General features: G+C 33.9%; 17 protein-coding genes. All 17 read left to right on the top strand.

Annotated features, from left to right (window positions below; genetic code table 11):
• The first annotated feature begins 1 nt into the window (after position 1).
• Positions 2-370 carry a response regulator transcription factor gene (locus tag HP569_RS01700; RefSeq protein ID WP_182199346.1) on the top strand — a complete coding sequence of 123 codons (369 nt, stop codon included), beginning with the start codon at positions 2-4 and terminating at the stop codon, positions 368-370.
• A complete protein-coding gene (locus HP569_RS01695; RefSeq protein WP_182199345.1) occupies positions 360-3,239 on the top strand; it encodes an ATP-binding protein in 2,880 nt (959 codons plus the stop codon). The genes HP569_RS01700 and HP569_RS01695 overlap by 11 nt, the downstream gene beginning before the upstream one ends.
• A gap of 298 nt (positions 3,240-3,537) precedes the next feature.
• Entirely contained in the window at positions 3,538-5,589 is a 2,052-nt protein-coding gene (locus HP569_RS01690; protein WP_182199344.1) for a RecQ family ATP-dependent DNA helicase, read from the top strand.
• Between the two features lie 15 nt (positions 5,590-5,604).
• On the top strand, positions 5,605-6,750 hold the full coding sequence (locus HP569_RS01685; protein WP_182199343.1) for a DNA-processing protein DprA: 1,146 nt from the start codon (positions 5,605-5,607) through the stop codon (positions 6,748-6,750).
• 288 nt (positions 6,751-7,038) lie between these two features.
• Positions 7,039-7,236, top strand: coding sequence for a helix-turn-helix domain-containing protein (locus tag HP569_RS01680; RefSeq protein ID WP_182199342.1), 198 nt, complete (start codon positions 7,039-7,041; stop codon positions 7,234-7,236).
• A 2-nt stretch (positions 7,237-7,238) separates the two neighbouring features.
• On the top strand, positions 7,239-8,018 hold the full coding sequence (locus HP569_RS01675; RefSeq protein WP_182199341.1) for a DnaD domain-containing protein: 780 nt from the start codon (positions 7,239-7,241) through the stop codon (positions 8,016-8,018).
• Complete coding sequence (locus HP569_RS01670; protein ID WP_182199340.1) at positions 8,015-8,338, top strand: hypothetical protein; 324 nt, start codon at positions 8,015-8,017, stop codon at positions 8,336-8,338. Before HP569_RS01675 ends, HP569_RS01670 begins: the two co-directional genes overlap by 4 nt.
• On the top strand, positions 8,335-9,630 hold the full coding sequence (gene dnaB / locus HP569_RS01665; protein WP_182199339.1) for a replicative DNA helicase: 1,296 nt from the start codon (positions 8,335-8,337) through the stop codon (positions 9,628-9,630). Before HP569_RS01670 ends, dnaB begins: the two co-directional genes overlap by 4 nt.
• Positions 9,631-9,679: 49 nt before the next feature.
• Positions 9,680-9,913 (top strand): thermonuclease family protein, encoded by a 234-nt coding sequence (locus HP569_RS01660; RefSeq protein WP_182199338.1) that lies wholly within the window; start codon positions 9,680-9,682, stop codon positions 9,911-9,913.
• Entirely contained in the window at positions 9,894-10,178 is a 285-nt protein-coding gene (locus tag HP569_RS01655) for a thermonuclease family protein (protein WP_246366887.1), read from the top strand. Before HP569_RS01660 ends, HP569_RS01655 begins: the two co-directional genes overlap by 20 nt.
• 88 nt (positions 10,179-10,266) lie before the next feature.
• Positions 10,267-10,554: a hypothetical protein gene (locus HP569_RS01650; RefSeq protein WP_182199336.1), complete on the top strand. Its 288-nt coding sequence runs from the start codon at positions 10,267-10,269 to the stop codon at positions 10,552-10,554.
• A 318-nt stretch (positions 10,555-10,872) separates the two neighbouring features.
• Positions 10,873-11,676, top strand: coding sequence for a hypothetical protein (locus tag HP569_RS01645; RefSeq protein ID WP_182199335.1), 804 nt, complete (start codon positions 10,873-10,875; stop codon positions 11,674-11,676).
• 366 nt (positions 11,677-12,042) lie between these two features.
• Complete coding sequence (locus tag HP569_RS01640; RefSeq protein ID WP_182199334.1) at positions 12,043-13,734, top strand: class I SAM-dependent DNA methyltransferase; 1,692 nt, start codon at positions 12,043-12,045, stop codon at positions 13,732-13,734.
• Positions 13,727-14,914, top strand: coding sequence for a restriction endonuclease subunit S (locus HP569_RS01635; RefSeq protein WP_182199333.1), 1,188 nt, complete (start codon positions 13,727-13,729; stop codon positions 14,912-14,914). The genes HP569_RS01640 and HP569_RS01635 overlap by 8 nt, the downstream gene beginning before the upstream one ends.
• A gap of 12 nt (positions 14,915-14,926) precedes the next feature.
• Positions 14,927-18,145: a type I restriction endonuclease subunit R gene (locus tag HP569_RS01630; RefSeq protein WP_182199332.1), complete on the top strand. Its 3,219-nt coding sequence runs from the start codon at positions 14,927-14,929 to the stop codon at positions 18,143-18,145.
• A gap of 111 nt (positions 18,146-18,256) precedes the next feature.
• Positions 18,257-19,261 carry an SIR2 family protein gene (locus tag HP569_RS01625; protein WP_182199331.1) on the top strand — a complete coding sequence of 335 codons (1,005 nt, stop codon included), beginning with the start codon at positions 18,257-18,259 and terminating at the stop codon, positions 19,259-19,261.
• Positions 19,248-21,104 carry an ATP-binding protein gene (locus HP569_RS01620; RefSeq protein WP_182199330.1) on the top strand — a complete coding sequence of 619 codons (1,857 nt, stop codon included), beginning with the start codon at positions 19,248-19,250 and terminating at the stop codon, positions 21,102-21,104. Before HP569_RS01625 ends, HP569_RS01620 begins: the two co-directional genes overlap by 14 nt.
• Positions 21,105-21,287 lie beyond the last annotated feature (183 nt).

Genomic DNA, 21,287 nt, shown 5'->3' with positions numbered 1-21,287 from the left:
TATGAAGAAAATCCTTTTAGCAGAAGACGAAGAAGTGTTGCGAATGCTAATCGTTGATACATTAGAGGACGAAGGCTATCAAATAGATGAGGCTACCGATGGGAAAGAAGCATTAGAGAAAATAGATGTAACAGACTACGATCTTCTTATTCTAGATTATATGATGCCACAAGTTACCGGGATTGAAGTAATCGAGAAGGTTAGAAAGAATCCAAATAAAAAAGATGTGAAGATATTAATGTTATCTGCGAAAAACCAACAGTCAGATCAAACGACAATATTATCTGTAGGAGCAGATCACTTTATGTCTAAACCGTTTAGTCCAATGGCATTATTGGACAAGGTAGAGGAAATCATCCATGAAAATTAAAAAACATCTCCAGAAAAGTTTATCGATGCAATTTTTTGGTCTAATGTTGCGAGTCGTATTATTTATTATAATAGGTGCACTTGTTATTATCTTCAGTTATCGTCAATTAAATGAGTATCACAGCAACCAAAATGAATTATTAGAACAAAAAGAAGCGATTATTAAACAAATTGATAATCGCTTCAATCAAGCATTTTTTGACTTCAGAGGATATTTTGCATTTAATAATGAATCCTTAAAAGAGGATGCATTTAAGCAGGAAGAAAAAATACGTAAATTATTGGATGAATTTAAACGCGTAGAAAATAATACAGAGGATCATATTTTTTACGAAAATGTAGAATCCTATTTAAATACTTATTATCGTGATTTAATACCTGAAGCAATAACTTTTTTTGAACAGAGGGACCGTGACAACTTTGAAGCACTTGCAAATGATGGCGGTACAAAAGCCGTAAATGCCTTTAAAAATGATGTACAAGCATATCGAAATAAAATTGATGATAAGATAGAGGCCAACTATGAATTACTTGTTCAAAGAAATAGTTATATTCTAATTTTTGTTGGATTATATTTGATTGGTATCATGTTCATTTTGTTTCAGTTGACAAGAACAATGTTCAAAAATGTTGGTAAACCATTAAGTGATTTTGCTGAAGTAGCAAATGAAGTCGCGTCAGGAAAAGATGCGGACGTAGCTATCATCACTAATCGAGAAGATGAACTCGGAAAATTATCTGTAGCGTTTAAGAAAATGTTGACATCACTCCAAGAGAAAGAACAAGATCTCCTTGGACAAAACGAAGAGTTAATCGCACAACAAGATGAACTAGAAGCACAACGTTTTGAACTCGAACAAGCCTTGTCAAACTTAAAAAGAAGTGAAAATAATTTACGAGATCGAAATGAATTTGTCAAAGGTATTTCCAATTCTTTAGACAAAAAGAACGTGCTAGATGAAATTGTTGTTAATATGTGCAAGATAACACAAGCTGATCAAGGAATCATTTGTTTCTTAGATGACCAAAGCTATGCAGCATACGGAATCTCTCAAACTGGTAAGCAACAATTTTTGAATAACCTAGATAATGGCCTAAACGATAAATTAATCAAATATAAAGAGAGTTTTACCGTAAAAAGAGAACTAATTGATATGGAAAAAGGCTTTCATGAAGCAAAAAGTTACGGTTATGATCTGTATCTTCCAATCTTAGATATAGAAAACGAAGTGATTGCCGTACTTGTACTTAGTCGATTCGGATCTGCTTTTCCTGAAGATCAAATGGATGAATACAACGGGTTTGCTAAACAAATCTCTATTTCTCTTGAAAACATACAAATGTATGAGCAATCAGAAGAGGATCGAAACAGGAACCAAGACATTTTAAATACTGTATTAGAAGGAATTCAACTAGTAGATGTCGATGGAAATGCAGTACAAGTCAATCATATGCTCTGTCAAATATTCGGCTGCACCGAGGCAAGTAATCGAATCGTAGGAATGAGCTTAGATAATTGGTCAAAAGAAATGGCACAATTCATTGAAGATGAGGATGACTTCCTTGCGTTCTTTAAGCGAGTCATTCACTCTGCAGATTCAGAAGCAACACACACATACACCTTATCTAACAAAAATAAAATATATAAAGTGTATGCGAATAGCTTGTATCATGATAATGAAAAAATCGGCACTGTTTTTGTTCATAGAGATATTACAAAAGAAACTGAAGTAGACCAAATGAAATCAGAGTTTGTTAGTACGGTAAGTCACGAATTGCGAACGCCGCTTGCTAGTATTTATGGCTATACAGAATTAATGTTAAATCGTGAGTTAAAACCAGAAAAACAGAAGAAGTATTTAACGACAATATACCAAGAAACGAAACGACTAACTAATTTAATTAATGATTTCCTTGATGTCCAACGCATGGAATCTGGCAGACAAACATATGAACAAAAATATATCGATTTATTAGATATAGTTAAGGATGTGGTGAAAACACAAAAATTAGCTACGAGTATACATGAATTTCAGATTGATGTTGAAACACAAGACACAACAGTTCTTGGTGACAAGGATAAATTGAAGCAAATATTCACTAATTTAATTAATAATGCGATCAAGTACAGTCCTGATGGTGGTAATATTTCCATTCGACTTTATCGAGAAGATGATCACATGAAAACAAGCGTTACGGATGAAGGGTTAGGTATACCAGAGGATGCTTTGGATAAATTGTTTTCAAAATTTTATCGAGTGGATAATTCCGACCGTAGAACAATTGGTGGTACTGGTTTAGGACTATCCATCGTTAAAGAAATTGCTCTAGCACATAACGGCGATGTTCAAGTAGCCTCCGAATATGGTCAGGGAAGTTCCTTTACAGTTACGCTTCCAGTAGTAGAAACAATCGTTAATAGTGAATCCTTGTCACCCCAATCTGATTCGAAACATGCTTATAACGTCTACATCATAGAGGATGATCAACATCTGACCGGATTATTAGAACAAGAATTACGCGAAAACAACTTTTACGTTCAAAGCTTTACGAAAGCAGCAATCGCATTAAAACAAATAAAAAGTGTTGTTCCGCACGCTATTGTACTTGACTTGAATCTTGAAGCTGGCGAGATGGACGGCTGGGAGTTTATGCGTGAATTGAAACGTCTGGATGTGCCATATAGTAATATTCCAATTATTATTTCTTCTGCATTAGAAGAACAGGACAAAGGCTTTCAATTAGGTGTCACCAATTACTTCGTTAAACCTTATCGATCTAGTGATTTGTCACGGACACTCTTGCAGACACTGCTAGAAAAAGAAAAGCGAGGACAGATTTTAATTCCTGATACTAAAAAGGATAGTTGAATGTTAGGTATTTATATATGAACTCAATTACAGAAAAGTTGTGCCAGCAAATAATAGATGTTAGTGAGAAAAAACCTCATTAACATCTTTTTTTACTTATCTTGTATTATTGATCGCCATTTTCTATGATTTTTCAGGTCATAATAAAGAAGTTTTTAACGGATAGTGAAACACTGTTATTATTAGTAATAACTCTAGACGGGAATATTTGTTCGTGCTATAATTATTTTAATAGGGATTTATTTACATCTAAGATGCTACTTATCTTTAATTCTATTAAACGAAAGTGGGGAATTATATGTATATACAATCTTTGCAAGAAGTATTTGGTCCAGAGGCAACATTCCGTGAGGGACAGAATGAGGCTATTAAGCGACTGTTACACAAAAAACGTGTCCTAGTTGTGCAAAAAACAGGGTGGGGAAAGAGTTTAGTTTATTTCCTAACAACGAAGATTCTAAGAGATAAGGGAGAAGGTGTAACTCTTATCATTAGTCCGTTATTGGCACTCACAAGAAATCAGATTGATAGTACACGGAAATATGGTCTTGTGGCAGATTGTATTAATAGTCAGATAAATAAAACGTTACCCGAAAAAAAAGAAGTGATAGAACGTTGCAATCATGGTGAGTGTGATGTTCTTTTTGTTACTCCAGAGCAGCTACAAAATGATAATTTTAAAGACCTTTTATCACAACTAAGGGTAGGTTTGTTCGTAGTAGATGAGGCGCACTGTATATCAGACTGGGGTCATGATTTTCGCCCCGATTATAGACGAATACATCAATTGCTTAAAATCTTGCCTAAAAATATTGCTGTATTAGCAACTACAGCAACTGCTAATGAACGTGTAATTGAGGACGTTACCAAACAACTTGGTGATTGTGAAGTTATTCGGGGAGATCTTCAGCGTGAATCACTTTATTTACATAATCTTTATTTACCAAACGCAGAGCAGAAGTATGCTTGGATTGCTAAAAATATCAATAGACTTCAGGGATCAGGAATTATATATGCTACAACCATTAGAGAGTGCGAACGTCTAGCGATATGGCTACGCCAAAATGCAATTGATGCCCGTGCTTATCATGGTAGGATTAATGAGGAAGACAAAATAGAGCTTGAAAATCAGTTAACAAATAATCAAATTAAGGTTTTGGTCTCCACAATTGCTCTTGGTATGGGTTATGATAAAGAAGATATTAGCTTTGTTATTCATTACTATACACCCAAATCGGTAGTTGAACATTATCAACAAATAGGCCGTGCCGGTCGAGGTATAGATCAAGCAGTTTGTGTACTTCTCTATGGCGGTGAGGATGAGAACAGAATTAATAAGCATTTTATTTATGATTCATTTCCAAAGCAAGTACAAATCGATCAAGTTTTAAACTACCTTAGCCAAAATGATGAGGTAAAAATAGCAACACTTGAACAAGTTATGAATATTAAATCCAAAACATTAAAACAGATTCTTAAGTTACTTTTAATAGATGGGTTTGTTGGAAAAAACGGATCTAGTTATTTCCGAACATTAAAACACTATTATTCTCAGCAAAAATATTATGATTCTATAATTAATTTAAAAGTACAAGAATATAATGAACTACTTGAATTCCAGCGAACGAAAGACTGCCAAATGGCTTATCTCACAAAGGCGCTAGATGATCCAAATACCAGACCTTGTATGAAATGTAGTACATGTCTTGGAGAGGCGTGGGATTTAACAGATGATTATGTAAGTCACGATGAAATTAATCGAGTTGCTAAATTCTTTGCGGAAAATTATATTATAATTGAACCAAGAAAAAAATCGATGATGACCAATAAAAATTTAAATTTTATATATGAAGAAGGACTTGCGCTTAGCTTTTATCATGAACAGCTTGGACAAGAGGCGCGTCGTTGTAAATATGAAATGAATCAATTCTCTGATTTAGTCGTTAGTGCATCAGCAGATAAGCTAAGACGTTTCATTAGAGATAAAGGATTAAAAATTTCTGAGATGATAATTATACCAATTCCATCTAATAGAAGACCAGAGCTTGTTCCACAGTTTGCAAAACGATTAGCAAACAGATTACAATGTAATTATGTAAATAACTTAGCTAAAAAACCAAATGAGCCAGAACAAAAGTCACTACAAAATAATAGTTTTCAAGAGCAAAGCATTCGGAAGCATCTGTATATAAAAGATCGGGTAAATTTGGATAACCAAAATATTCTTCTAGTCGATGATTTTGTAGATTCAAAATGGACTTTTACAGTGGCTGCTGAGCTGCTTGGTGAAATGTATAACGATATTACTATTACGCCGTTTGCTCTTTCAGATACGAGCGGTAGTGACTAAAATGAGGTGTGCTTCATGCAGTTTACAAATAATGAAATTGCCACTTATTTATATTGTGCGCAACTTACACAGACAAGAACAACTCCGTTAACAATATTAGAGTGGAATGTGATTGTAAAATCATTAAGTCAGCAAAAGCTTGAACCAGAAGTTTTGTTAACCATAAATTCAACAGAACTATCTAATACTTTAATACACGCAACAAATGCACAGAAAACAAGAATAGTAGAAAAAATAAAAGCAAGACAAAAGCTTGGTCTATCTATGTTAGAGCTAGAGGAGATAGTTCATCAAGGGTTTGGCATTATGTTCCGTTCAAAGATGCCGCCTCGACTTAAGAAATTAACACATAAACATATTCCAGCTTTCTTTTATTATGCGGGTGATCCATCTATTCTCTCCCATCGGGCTATGGGTGTAGTAGGTGCAAGATCCGCAACTGAAACTGAACTAATCCAAACAACTGACATTGCAAATGAAGCAGCTTCCCATGGTGTAGTTATTATATCGGGTGGTGCTAAAGGGGTAGATACCACAGCTGTTGAAGCAACATTACAAAATGGTGGAAAAGCAATAGTTTTCCCAGCTGATGGCCTAATGAAGTGGGTGAAAAAGAGCAATATTCGGTTCTACATTTCAAATGGACAATTGCTTTTAATGTCGGCGCAAAGGTTGGATGCCCCCTTTTCGGGCTATTATGCGATGCAACGAAATAAGTTTATCCATGCACCATCTGATGCCGTATTAGTTGCTTCATCAAAAATTTCGACAAAGAAAAAGAGTGGGACATGGGAAGGGGTAGCAGAGAATATAAAATATCAATGGTCACCTTTATATGTTATTGGCAATAGTGAAGGTGTAGAGCAACTTAAGGCTCATGGTAATGCAGAACAGTTCTCTTCATTTGATAAGATTTTTACCCACACCGAACCAAAACGAAAAAGAGAGAGAAAAGAGATTGATGAAAGAATTGTCTCACTTATTAAATTAGCTATCGCAAAGGGATTGGATAGAGAAACCTTAGAAGAGAAGTTTGTAGATGTATCAAGCAAGTACTTTGAGAATCAAAAACAAAATGAACAAGAAACATCTCAGAATCTTTTAGTTCATGAGCAGTTAAGTATGGAGGAATACATGGGAGGAAAAGTGGAAGAAAGTTAGTGCGAACGGTGCCTGGAACTGTTTGTATTGTAGTTAGAACCACTGGGTTAGACTCCTACTTAATAAATACCCTTTTTTTTCAGTGTCAGGTACTGCGTTCGGACATATGTCCACACGTAGCACCTGGCACTTTTCTTTTTTGATCTATCCCTCCATTTACTAGACTTAATCAAAAAGAATAATTCCCTCCTTTCTCAATTTCCCATCCTATGTAATCGGACATAGACACCAAACATCTACTTTCAAACGATTATATTTTTGAAAGAAAAATAAAAGGAGGATGAAACAATGGAGACTTGTACGATTACTGTAAAAGATGTAGCGAAATATTTAGGGGTGCATACGGATACGATTTATGATTTGGTTCGTGAGGGGAGCTTGCCACATATTCGGTTTGGACGGAAAATTCTTTTTTCAAAAGAAGCAATTGATGAATGGGTTCGTGAAAAAGCAAGTACGTCTTTAGTAAGAAAAGGTGGTGAATGAAGTTGAACTACATTAAGGAACTAAATGCGTTTAAAGAGTGGATGTTCTTTCATGAAATTTCACCTAATGCGGTGCTATTATGGCACACACTAATGGTGCTGAACAATACGGCTAGATGGATGGAAAAATTTAATGTCTCCAATTCAATTATCGGAAATATATCAGGGTTATCGAGTCAAAGAATAGCTGAAGCGAGAAAAGTACTGGTGGAAAACGAATTGATCCATTACGAACCAGGTGTGAAAGGCAAAGCAGCATCGTATCGAATGAAATCATTGGTTTCCTATTTTGATAACTTATCGCAAGCTTCAGACAGACAAGGGGATCTACGAAAATCGGAATCAAAACCGGTAACAACCTCGGCACCAAAACCGGAATCAAAACCGGATCTATTCCGTAACGAAACCCGGGACATATATAAAGAAAAAGAAAGAACTAAACAAAAAAGAGGAGGAGAGGAACCGAATGCGTATACCGTTTATGAACACAACTTTGGCGTGATCAAACCAATTGTACGAGAATCGTTTCTTGCCTGGTGTGACGATCTAGGTGATGCAATGGTGATTGAGGCTATCCAACTTGCTGTTAAAAAAGGTGGCAGAACATACAGTTACCTTGAAGCTATTTTAAAAGAATGGACACAAGCAGGCATAACCACCTTAGAACAAGCGAGAAACTATCAACGACAGAAGAAGCGATCTAGATCGACACCGTTCCTTGTGAAAGATAAAAGCAAGAATCGAGAAGTGTTAGATAAAATACGCAAGGAGATGCAGTCATGAATGCGAATCAAGCATTTGACGTGCTAGATACGATTGCGGAGCTGTATCCAAAGTATGTGATCACGAAAAGAAAAGTAGACATTCTTCTGCCACAGTTAAAGCAGATGGACTACACCAACGTGCTAAAAAAGTTGTCTGCCTATGCAGCAGCGCATCCGTATCCACCGACTCTTGCAGAAATCGCTGCCTATCCACCAGCAACGAACATCTATCTAGAGCAGATGCGGCAATGGAAGAAGGAATCAGCCCTGGTCCCTGAAGAAACGAAGCGTCAGTTTAAACAGCAACTCGACACACTGTTAAAGGCGATGAGCCAATGAATCTTGTAAACTATGAAGCCGAAGCATCGATATTAGGATCTGTCTTGTTGGAAGGAACACTGTTTGACCATTTGAAGGTAACCGAAGAACAGTTTGCATCTCAAAATCACAAGCTTATTTTTAGGGCGATGCAACAAGCAGCACGAAAGCAGCAAACGATTGATTTAGTTACAGTGACAACGAATCTAGAGGATAACATTGAGCAAATTGGTGGTACCACGTATCTGTTAAAACTTGCCGAGTCCGTCCCTAGCACAGAAAGTCTGGCACATTACGAGCGACTACTTTTTGAAGCATATCGTCACCGTAAATCTCGTGAACTAGCAGTCAATTATGCCACCAAACCAAGTGACGAAGGATTAACAAAACTGATGGCATCCTTGCAGACGTATCAGGAACTAGGTATGGAGAAGCAAGAGACAGATAACACGGATTGTCTCAAAGAAATCGCAAATATAATCTTTACAGGAGAAGGCGCTGCTGCAGGCTTTTCAACGTCTTATACCGATTTTGATAATATGACTGGTGGCCTGCAGCCAGGTGAATTAATTGTCTTTGCGGCTCGCCCATCCGTTGGAAAAACAGCATTTGCCTTAAATATCGCAGCAGGACATTGCCGCAACCAAGGAATGAGTTCATTTTTTAGTTTAGAAATGGGAAAAAAACAACTGCTCCAGCGACTAATATCAGCGGAGGGCACGATCTATAATCAAAAGTGGCGTAGCTTGATGTTCAGTGAAAAGGACTATGCTACTGCAATCCAAGCAGTCGGTGAGATTTCCAACTGGAAGCTCTCCATTCAGGAACAGAACCGAACGATCAGTGATATTCGCGCATCTCTTAAAAAAACAGCTTATGATTACCCAGATGAAAAGCATCTAGCCATTATTGATTATTTACAACTAATCACACCGAGTAGTAAAAGGCAACGTCGTGATTTAGAAATAGGAGAAATAACGAGGGAATTAAAACTACTAGCGATGGAGTTGAATATTCCAATCGTACTACTATCGCAGTTATCTAGAAATGTCGAACAGCGTCCAGATAAAAGACCAATCATGTCTGACCTAAGAGAATCTGGCAATATTGAGCAAGATGCCGATGTTATTGCCTTTCTTTATCGCGATGATTATTACGATAGGGAGGCAGAAAATAAAAATAGCTTGGAAATTATTCTGGCAAAACAACGAAATGGTCCAACCGGAATCGTGAAATTAGCCTTTTTTAAGGAATTCGGTAAATTTCAAAATTTAAAACATAGAGGAATGCGTGAAAAATATGAAGAGGGATAGAAGGTTTGATGACAGTTGCTGGTGAGTAAACGAGGAAGGGGTATGATAGATGGGGAAGAAGGAGAAGGAATTAAGCAAACAGCTAGCGATTGAACCGAAACCTACGATACAAAGCACATCTGCATTAGATACAGCATTGGTAAAACGAATCATTGATGCGGACACGATCGAAGTGTTTTTAAACGGAAACATTGTTGATGTGCGATTACTGTTAATTAATGCACCTGAAACAGTCCATCCTGATATTCCAGACCAGCGACTTGGTGCAGAAGCGGGTTGCTAGGTCGAGACAGACACTGATCGGTAAACAGGTGCATTTAGAATATGATGGCCCACGATATGATCATTATGGTAGATTGCTAGCTTATTTATGGGTAGATGGTGTCATGCTAAATGAGTTGTTGTTGGAAGAAGGATTTGCCCATGTAGCCTATGCCTATCATCCGCCATATAAACATTATCAACGGTATGTGCATGCACAGATGAGAGCAAAGATTAGCAGGAAGGGGATATGGGCAGAGGAGTTTTTTAATGGCCTACTATTCTAGTAGCGTTCATATACTTTAAAAAGCGCTGAAGCAAGTGATATGTTCATCATTGTTTTTAGCCGTATTAGCGGCAGAAAGGAAGGCTCAAATGAAAAGAGATGAAGTATTAACGGCCCTTAAGGCAGGAGAATTTGATGGAATAAGTCATACGTACCAACCTTACAGTGGGTATGGAAATAATAGTCATCAGACAGAAATGAGTGTATCTTGGGGGAGTATTGAGGTAACGAAAATTACGACAGGTAAATTCTTTGATGGCAAGGAAAACGAACGATTTGAAGACAGGACAATGGAAGTGTTAAGTGATTCGGAAGCGTTAGATTTTATAGAAACACATCCGTATTACTTTTCACAAAGAAGACCCGATTTGTTTTAGAATGAGGGTTGGGGTTTTTTGGTAAAATAAACAAAATGGTCTGGCATAGTAATTGAGAAAGAAGGTATCTGTACTTCAATGGACAAATGTCTTTTGGAGTAATAGGTACGTTTTTATATTGTCAAATGACTAAGTGTTACTTTAGAATTGTTGTGTTATTTTTAAATGTTGTAATCAGTACTTTATACATAAACGAATTAAAAAATTTAAAGATTTAAAAGGATTTAGTAGAAATTTGTAGAAATGTAAGAGATGTAGGGTATGCATAAATATCAGAGGAAAAAGAGCAATGAAAATTGGAAAGGATTGTGTTAATGATTGTTAGATTTAAAAAATAGTTATGCAAGTTTACAATTTATTTTTGAACAAAATCTAAAAATCGATTTGTTAGCTGAAGAGATTAAAACATGTGATGTAACGGATGATGCTGTAGTTGTAAAGCAACAAATGGAGAAGTTGGATTTTGATTACTTTGGTGTAACAGAAGATGAGAAAGTAATTGGCCATGTTAATTGCAAGAATTTACAAGAAGGAATAATACAGAACTATTATAAGCCCTTTTTAGCAGGAGATATCATTTCAGATTCAACTTCATTAACAGAAGTACTGAATATATTCCAAGAAAAAGACTGTGTATATGTTCTAGAAAAAGATAGAGTTACTAAGTTAGTAACAGTTGCGGATTTACATAAGCAACCAATAAGGATGCTGGCATTTAGCCTTATTTCCGTGCTTGAAATGAGTTTATTAGCATCTATTAAAGATACATTTCCAGATAATACTTGGCAATCTCTATTAGGTCAAAATCGATTAGATAAGGTAAATGCTGAGTTTAAAAATAGATTCCACAAAAATGAAGCATTGTCTCTATTAGATAATCTTCAATTGTGCGATAAAGGTACTATTGTCAAAGGGTCAGAAAGTTTATTAGATAGACTAGGATTTGAATCAAAAACTAAATGTGGTGAATTTTTCAGAAAAATAGAGAAGCTCCGTAATAACATAGCGCATTCTCAAGAAGAGATATATCTGAACCCTAAGGAACTAATTGAGGTATTGCTTGAACTTAAAGAAGTACTTAAAAAAACTGTAATTGACAAAAAAGATGATTTATACTTTTAAATTTAGGTATCCATTATCTATAGCACCAATTGAATTTTAGAGTATTAGCTACATTTAAATCCCCATCTCATTTTAGATGGAGATTTTTTCTGTGTCTTTTATTGTAGAATAATGTCGGGTATAATTTGATTTCATCAAAAAACTTTTGTATATAATTTAAAAATAGGTGATAAAAATAAGGATATATTTAAAAGGGAGGAGCTACCTTTTTCTTCAAGCATCTACATATAACAGGGATTGAATGAAAAGTAAGAGCTAATTTATGGTATAATTTAATTAAAAGTATAAGGTATGCAAATTAAGACTTTAAGAGATTAAAATATTAAATCAAGTGACATATCAGTATAGACTTCAGGAGGAATTACATTGAATCGAGATAGACTAAATAACTTAAAGAAAAACTTATGGAATACCGCGGATGAATTACGGGCAAATTCAGGTTTAAAAGCTTCATCTTACTCAATTCCCGTACTTGGATTAATTTTTTTAAAGTTCGCAGATGCAAAATATGACCAATATGAAGATGAAATTATGAAAGAGTATGAATCATTAAAAGGTGGAAGACGTGAAAAAACAATTGAAGAAATTGCAATTGAAAAATGTGGATTTTACTTACCTGAACAATCACGTTTTTCATATTTACTTAATTTAAATGAAGAAGAAGATATTTCCAATAAAATCAAGGATGCAATGGAAGGTATAGAAGAATATTCTCCAGAATTTGTAGGCGTATTACCAAAAGATAACTATCATAATTTAAATGCTGAGGATAACAACAAAATTTTAAACAGACTACTGAGAAACTTTAATGACATTCCAACAGATTCCCAAAATGATATCTTTGGCGAAGTCTATGAATACTTTTTAGGTAACTTTGCATTAGCTGAAGGCCAAGGTGGAGGGGAGTTCTATACACCAAGAACTGTCGTTCGTTATATGGTTGAGGTTTTACAACCAATGGAGGGCAAGGTGTTAGACCCTGCTTGTGGTTCTGGTGGTATGTTTGTTCAAACAGCTCATTATGCTCAAGAACATAAAGTAAAGAATGGTGGAACACCTTTAAATCTAAGAGCGTATGGAGTAGAACGCACTGGTGAAACGGTTAAACTAGCAAAAATGAACTTATTTTTAAATAATATCCGTGGAGAAGTAACTGAGGCAAACTCATATTATGCTGATCCATATGATTCATTTGAAAATTTTGATTATGTGTTAGCAAATCCACCATTTAATGTTGACAATGTTGAATTAGATTTAGTAAAGGATCAAAAAAGATTTAATACATATGGTGTACCTCAAACTAAAGGTAAAAAGCCAAAAGTACCAAATGGAAATTACTTATGGATTAATCAATTTGCCACTGCATTAAATGAAACAGGAAAAGCATCACTCGTTATGGCAAACTCTGCTTCAGATGCAGCACATAGCGAAAAGGAAATCCGTAAAGCATTAATAGAAGATGGCATTGTTTCTCAAATGGTTGCACTTCCATCTAATATGTTTAGTACAGTTACTTTACCAGCTACATTATGGTTCTTTGATAAACAAAAGAAAAAGAAAGATGAAATATTATTTATTGATGCACGCAATATATTTACTCAAGTTGATCGTGCATTAAGAGAGTTTTCTGATGAGCAAATAAAGAATTTAGCAATTATTAACCGTTTATATGAAGAAGATAGTGAAAGTTTTTATTCACTTATTAAAGAATATGAAACTAGTAGAGATAATGCAGACTCAAAAGAAGATAAGAAATATTTTCAAAAACAAGTTGATTGGTTACTAGAACGTTTTCCCGATGGCATATATCAAGATGTCATCGGTTTATGTAAAGTGGCTAAGCTTGATAGTGAAGATGGAATTATCGATCAAGACTATTCATTAAATCCTGGTAGATATGTCGGTGTTGTCATTGAAGATGATGGTATGACAGCGGATGAGTATAAGGAAAAACTATCAGGTTTAAATGATGAATTCAAACAATTAAATGAAGAAGCAAAATACGTGGAAGAACAGATTGAAAAGAATTTGGCTAGTTTGGTGATTGAGTATGAGTGAGTGGAAAACAATCAAATTAAAAGACTTTGTTACTTTAAAAAGGGGATACGACTTACCCCATGATAAAAGCAGGGAAGGAAATTACCCAGTTATTGCTTCTACTAATATTCGTAGCTATCATAACGAATATAAAGTTGATCCCCCCGTAGTAACGGTGGGACGTTCGGGTTCCATAGGCAAGGTGCAAATTGTGAACAAAAAGGCTTGGCCATTGAACACAACTTTATATGTAAAAGATTCTAAAGGAAATAATACTAATTTTATATATTACTTTTTGCAGACAATGGGTTTAGAGCAGTTTAATTCTGGAGCAGGAGTTCCAACATTAAACAGAAATCATATCGGCTTGTTAAAAATAAAAATCCCTGATATAAAGAAACAGCAAAAAATAGCAAATGTCCTTTCTACATACGATAAACTAATCGAAAATAACAACCGTAGAATTGAAGTTTTAGAACAAACAGCGGAAGAGATTTATAAAGAATGGTTTGTGCGAATGAGATTTCCAGGGTATGAAAACACAGAATTTGTTAAAGGAATCCCTGAAGGATGGGAAGTGAAGAAAGTTGATGACATAATATCATTTGATATTGGTGGCGGCTGGGGTAAAGATTCCCCAGAAGATGATTTTACAGAAGAGGCCCATGTTATCAGAGGTACTGATATACCTATCATGAAGTATGGTGAAATTAATTATGATCTATTAAGATTCCATAAAGAAAGCCAATTAAGAAATAGGAGATTACAATCTTCAGATATAATATTCGAAGCTTCAGGTGGAAGTAAAGATCAGAGATTAGGAAGAACATATTATACTACTGATGAAACATTGGCGATGTATGATGAAGATGTAATTTGTGCAAGCTTTTGTAAATTAATAAGAATAGATGGAAAATATCTATCATGGTATTTTAATAATTATTTAAATTATGCATACAAAACTGAAACCTTGTCAATTTTCGAAGTACAGTCAACTGGAATATCTAATTTTGGTTTCACTAAGTTTAAAAGACATCATCAGATTTTATTGCCATCGGTAGACTTAATGAAACGATTTTTTGAAATAACATATAACATATATATTGAGAAACAAAGATTGGGAAGAAAAAACCAAATTCTAAAAAAACAGCGCGATCTTCTTTTACCACGTTTAATGAACGGTACAATTGAGGTGAAATAGAGGAGGGGTAATATGAGGAAGGTAATTACTGAAGATATGATTGAGCAGGCATGTATTCAGATGTTATCGAAAAATGAATATTATAGTTTTATTAATGCAAACATCAATGCGAATAAAGTGTTCTCTTCATTAAATGTATTAGAAAGTGAATATGATGGAACAGGGCGCTCGAATATACAGGAAGCAATACTCCCAAAGGTACTTTTTGAGAGTTTGCAGAATCTAAATCCACATATACCAACGCATTTATTGGAAGATATTGTACAAGACTTTAGACGTCCTTTTACGGATAAAGAACTTGGGGTCGTTAACTATGAACGTTATAGACAGCTGAAAAATGGGATCCATGTAGAATTCGAAAAAAATGGTAAAAAACAATATGAAACAGTTCGTATCATTGATTTTAATACTGCATCTAATAATACGTTTACACTTGTATCTCAAATGTGGATTAAAGGAGAAACGCAACATCGCAGACCAGACTTACTTTTATTTGTGAATGGATTGCCTATTGTTTTTATTGAGCTTAAAAATTCAGATGTTAAATTAAAAACGGCATATGATAAAAATTTACATGACTATATTCGTGATATCCCTCAATTATTTCATTTTAATCAATTATGCGTTCTATCAAACGCATCTGAAACAAGAATAGGCGGTTTTACAGCGAATTACAATCACTTTTTCGAATGGTTACGTTCAACAGAAGACGACACAGTAAATCGTCAACAAATACGTTCTGACGGAACAAGTATTCAGTATTTGTTAGAGAATCTATTGAAGCATGAAACTTTACTCGACTATGTTGAGAATTTTATTCTGTTTGAAAATAAAAGAATTAAAATATTGGCTAAAAACCATCAATACTTAGGTGTAAATAATGGGGTCGAGTCATTTAAAAAACGTAAAGAATTAAACGGTAAACTAGGTGTGTTTTGGCATACTCAAGGAAGTGGAAAATCTTATTCAATGGCTATGTTTATTAATAAGATTAATAGAAAAACCACTGGGAATTTCACATTTTTAATGGTTACTGATCGACAAGATTTAGATGATCAACTGTATAAGAACTTTCTAAGAACAGAGACGGTTACAGAAGAAGAATCTGCTAACCCTAAAAATGGCGCAGCATTAAGAGATGACTTACAAACGAATAAACCATTTTTATTTACGCTAATCCAAAAGTTTCGCTATGACAAAGGAAAAACATATCCATTATTATCAGACCGTGATGATATCGTTGTTATTGTAGATGAAGCCCATCGCACACAGTACAAGTCATTAGCTGAAAACATGAGGTCAGGTTTACCCAATGCTCAATATATTGCATTTACAGGAACGCCATTGTTAGGTTCAAAGCGTCTTACAAATCAATGGTTTGGGGATTATGTGAGTGAATATAACTTTGCTCAGTCAATTGAAGATGGATCAACAGTACCTCTATATTATTCGAGAAGAGTTCCTGAAGTATGGTTAACGAATGACTTTTTGGAAGATGATTATTTAGAAATTATTGAAGATGAAAATCTTACTCCTGAAGAGGAGGAAAAACTATCTAATCATTATTCAAAAACGAATGAGGTATTAAAACGTGATGATCGTTTAAATATTGTTGCAAAAGATATTGTTGAACATTTTCCTAACAGGGGATATTTAGGTAAAGCAATGGTTATATCTGTAGACAAATTCACTACTGTACGCATGTATGACAAAGTAAATTATTACTGGAATGAGAAGCTGAAAGAATTATATAAAAAACGTTCCAACGCCACTTCAAGAGAAGAACGAGAGCGAACTAATGATCAAATTAAATATATGAAACAAGTAGAAATGGCTGTAGTCGTTAGTGAAGATGGCAATGAGGATGAAAAGTTTGAAAATGAGGGACTAGATTTTAAGAAGCACCGTGAACGTATGAAACACATTGATGAAAATGGGCATGACATTGAAGATAACTTTAAAGATCCCAACAATCCACTATCACTTGTTTTTGTTTGCGCGATGTGGTTAACGGGATTTGACGCACCAAATACGTCAACTATTTATTTAGATAAACCGATGAAAAGCCATACATTAATGCAAACAATTGCACGGATTAATAGGGTGTTTCCAGGAAAAAACTCTGGATTAATTGTGGATTACCTTAACTTATTTAAATATATGAAGCAAGCTCTTGGGGATTATGCAAATCCTGATAGTGATGAGAATATGCCTGTAAAAAACATTGAGGAACAAATAAAATTATTAGAAGATGTTATTCAAGAAACAAAAGGATTTTGTAATCAACTAAACATAAACTTAGATGCAATACTTCGAAGAAATGAAACGTTTGATCAGATTGACCTCTTTCAACAGTATACTAATATCTTATTAGATAAAGATGAGTATCATGAGGAATTCAAGATTTATGTGAATTTGTGTAAGAACATATATGAAGCTTGCAAACCAGAAATATTTGAATTTCATTGGAAAAATAATTATCTATCTATTATTTTTTATCTAGGTGATATGATTAAAGCCTCTGTTAGAGAAGAGAATATTGACAATGCAAAAATAGCACTTAGTAGAACCCTAGATTTAAGCGTACAATCTAAATATGTTAAAGAAGATGCAGGAGAAAATAAGTACGAAGTTACAACAATGAAAACATTAAATTTATCAGAAATAAATACAGATGATATTCGTAAAACGATCAACGAGTCTCCTTATAAAAACATAGAAATTCAAGAACTGAGATCATTTATTGAAGATAAATTGAACAAACTTCTAGAAGATAATAAGACGCGTATTAATTTTGTAGAGCGATATAAAGAGTTAATTAATCGTTATAATTCCGGTAACTCGACAAATGAAGACTATTACGAAGATCTGGTTGATTTTGTAGATAATTTGAAAAAAGAAGATGAACGTCACGTCAAAGAAGGTTTGACAGAAGAAGAGCTTGAAATATATGACTTGTTGAAAAAGGATAGGTTAACGAAAAAAGAAGAAGAGAAAGTGAAGTTATCTGCGAAAAAATTATACGAGTCTATTAAAAATGATCAAAGTAAAACGAATGTCATTGATTGGTATAAAGACGAGCAACCTAGACAAGCTGTTAAATTTGAGATAGAAGCATTATTAGATGAGACATTACCAGATAGCTATGATAAAGAAACGTTTAATGTAAAGACAGAAGTTATTATGACACATCTAATGGAAGAAGCGATGATGGAAAGTGCTGTTTCTTAGTGAGTAATAAAAGTGACAAATTCACAAAAAATTAACGAATTTCAAGCATCAGCAGAAATGTTGATGCCTTTTTTATAGTATAGATAATATAGTTGAGGTGGGAATATACGGATGAGTGTAGAGATTGTAAAGCAATTGAGAAAAATAGCGATAACAAAACAAGTTAATTTCCTTCTAGGATCTGGGACATCAGTACCCGCTATTCCATTAATGGGTGCATTTCGTGATGTAAATGACAAGTCGGCTAATGAGCAGTTATTTGAACGTGTTCAGGAAGTTAGTAAAAAATTATTAATTAATAATAAGTGTGACCTGGCAGAAAAAGATGTTTATACAGTTTTGGGAAACTATCAAAAATTTATAGAGAGCATTGTTTCTATACTTAATTTGTCTAATTCTCGACAAACACCAAAAAACGTGAATGTTTTTACAACCAATTATGATTTATATATTGAAAGAGCAACGGATCAGATTTTAAAGAAGTATAAGTTGGTATTTAATGATGGAGCTACAGGATATTTTGATCGTTACTTAGACAGTTCCAATTTTAATAGAACAGTTTCATATAAAGGCTTAAATGATAATTACATCAATGAAATTCCGTCAATAACGTTGATAAAGCCACACGGATCAATAAATTGGGAAAAACAAGATCAAAATATTGTTATTAAAAATGAGGTGATTAAAGAGTCAGTTATAGTTAAACCAGACGGATATGAGGCATCAACTACTTTTGAAAACAATCATTTTCATGAAATGTTGCGTATTTTTCAAATGGAGTTAGATAAGCCACAATCAGTTTTATTTGTTATTGGTTTCTCTTTTCAAGATAAACACATTGCAAAAATGGTTAAACGAGCAGTACAAAACCCCGAATTAATAGTATACGTATTTGGATTTACTGATAGTGATAGGCAAACATTCTTAGATAATTTAAATTTTGAAAACGAAAGACCGAACTTTAGAATATTGACACCTATAGATTTTGATGAAGCTTATATTAATAAGCATACTGAAGGTGCAAATGATGAAAAGTGGTTTAGTTTTACTCTACCAAACCTGACAAATATATTAAATGGTATTAAATTGGAGGAATCCAAAGATGATAATGCATAGTAAAAAGTTAGGTGTGATTGTAGGGGTTGAGGGAGATGTATCACAGGTTGGTATGTACCATATGTCTAATGAGGCTGAATTTATATGGTATGGGGACATATTGACTGGTCCTAAAATAGGTGCATTTCTGACTATTAATCAAAATGAAGTTAAAATTATTGCAACAGTTTCGACGGAGAAAATTATAGATCAACAAAATTCGATTAAAAGTGCCGAATTCGATAATCGATATGCAAAAAATTCTATTAATCGTATTATCACTTTAAAAGTAAAAGGAGTAATTAATGAAGAAATTTTTGAAGTCACTAGTCAATACGTACCAATGATTGGGAATGAAGTAACTCTAACAACTCAAGAAGAGTTAAAAATTATTTATGGCGTTGATAATATAGAGGAGACAATCTTGATTGGTGAATCAATTTTAGAAAGTCAACCAATTCGGTTATCTATTAATAGGTTTTTTGCATCGCATATAGGGATTTTTGGTAATACTGGAAGCGGAAAATCCAATACACTACATAAATTGTATCTTGAATTACTGAGTACTAAATATCGGAAAAGTATCATAAAGAAATCCCAGTTTTATATAATGGATTTTAATGGTGAATATACTGGAAAAAATATGTTCGGAATAGACGAAGACAGTAAAAAATGTTTTAAAGTGAATACAAGAAACCCAACCGAGGGAAATAAAATTCCAGTAACGAAGGAGTATTTATTCGATGCTGACATATTGTCTGTTCTATTTGACGCAAAGCCAGGGACACAAGTTCCATTTTTAAGAGAGGCGATGAATACGTATAACAAATGCATTTCAAATCCGCACTTTCATTTTGGCGAGTTTGTAACAGGTTTATTAAAAAGAATATTAACAACAGGCGGAACTGTAAATCAAAACAGTTTACAGGAATGGATTCAAGTGTCCCAAAATTATTATACAGATACATCACAGTATGTTGTTCTTGAACAGCTAGAGTATTTTTCAAGTACACAATCTTATAGAACAAAAGAAAATAATTATATTAACAGTGGAGCAATGAGTAATATCGAGGATGAAACTTGGCGAAAAATAAACTTACATATAATTTCAAATGGTTTGAATGAAGTGTTCCAGCAACTAGAAAATAATCCAACAAAACAGCTAAAGATGTTTTTGGATTTTCAAAAAGTTTATAAGACAGCTTGGGGAAAAGTTAACAGTGAGCATTTAAATCCTTTGTTTAATAGAATTAACACTTCATTTGATAGCCTTGAAAAAGTAGTATTAGTAGTTGAGAATATTAACGATGAATTCAGTGCCTTTAATATAATTTCTTTAGTGAAAGCTAATCAGGAAATAACAAGATTAATTCCTATGCTCCTATCTAAAATGATTTATGATGAGCAAAAGAACCTTTTAATAGATAAGGCAATCACACATACAAAGCATTTGATTATAGATGAAGCTCATAATATATTGAGTGATCAAAAACGTAATATAAGTGATGATTGGCAAGATTACAGACTGTCTATCTTTGAAGAAATTATAAAAGAAGGTAGAAAGTTTGGATTTTATTTAACACTTTCTAGCCAAAGGCCAGCTGACATCTCTCCAACAATACTTTCGCAAACACATAATTATTTGATCCACCGTTTAGTAAACGAAAATGATTTAAGGATGTTAGAAAATACTATGCCAACTCTTGATAAAAACTCATTTCAAATGATTCCTAGCCTTGGAAAAGGAGAGGTCATAATAACAGGGAATGCAATACAGGTTCCTGTTTTTGTGAAAATTCCTAAAGAAAAGTCAGTTCGTCCTAACAGTGATGATGTTTTGCTTACAGAATTGTGGATTGATTAATTTAATCATTTAATTATCTGGAGTTTAACGAATATAAAGACATCATAAGAGAAATTGTTTATTCAACTAGCATCCCTTGGTTCAAACGGGTTCAAGTCTTATCGATTAAAGTCAATTTTAATCAATCTTTATCCATTTATAAAATAGCGAAACCTTGATATAAATAGTTTCTGACGTAAAGAC

The organism is Paraliobacillus salinarum (genome assembly GCF_014083865.1).
GTDB lineage: Bacteria > Bacillota > Bacilli > Bacillales > Amphibacillaceae > Paraliobacillus > Paraliobacillus salinarum.
This window is presented reverse-complemented; position numbering and strand designations above follow the sequence as displayed.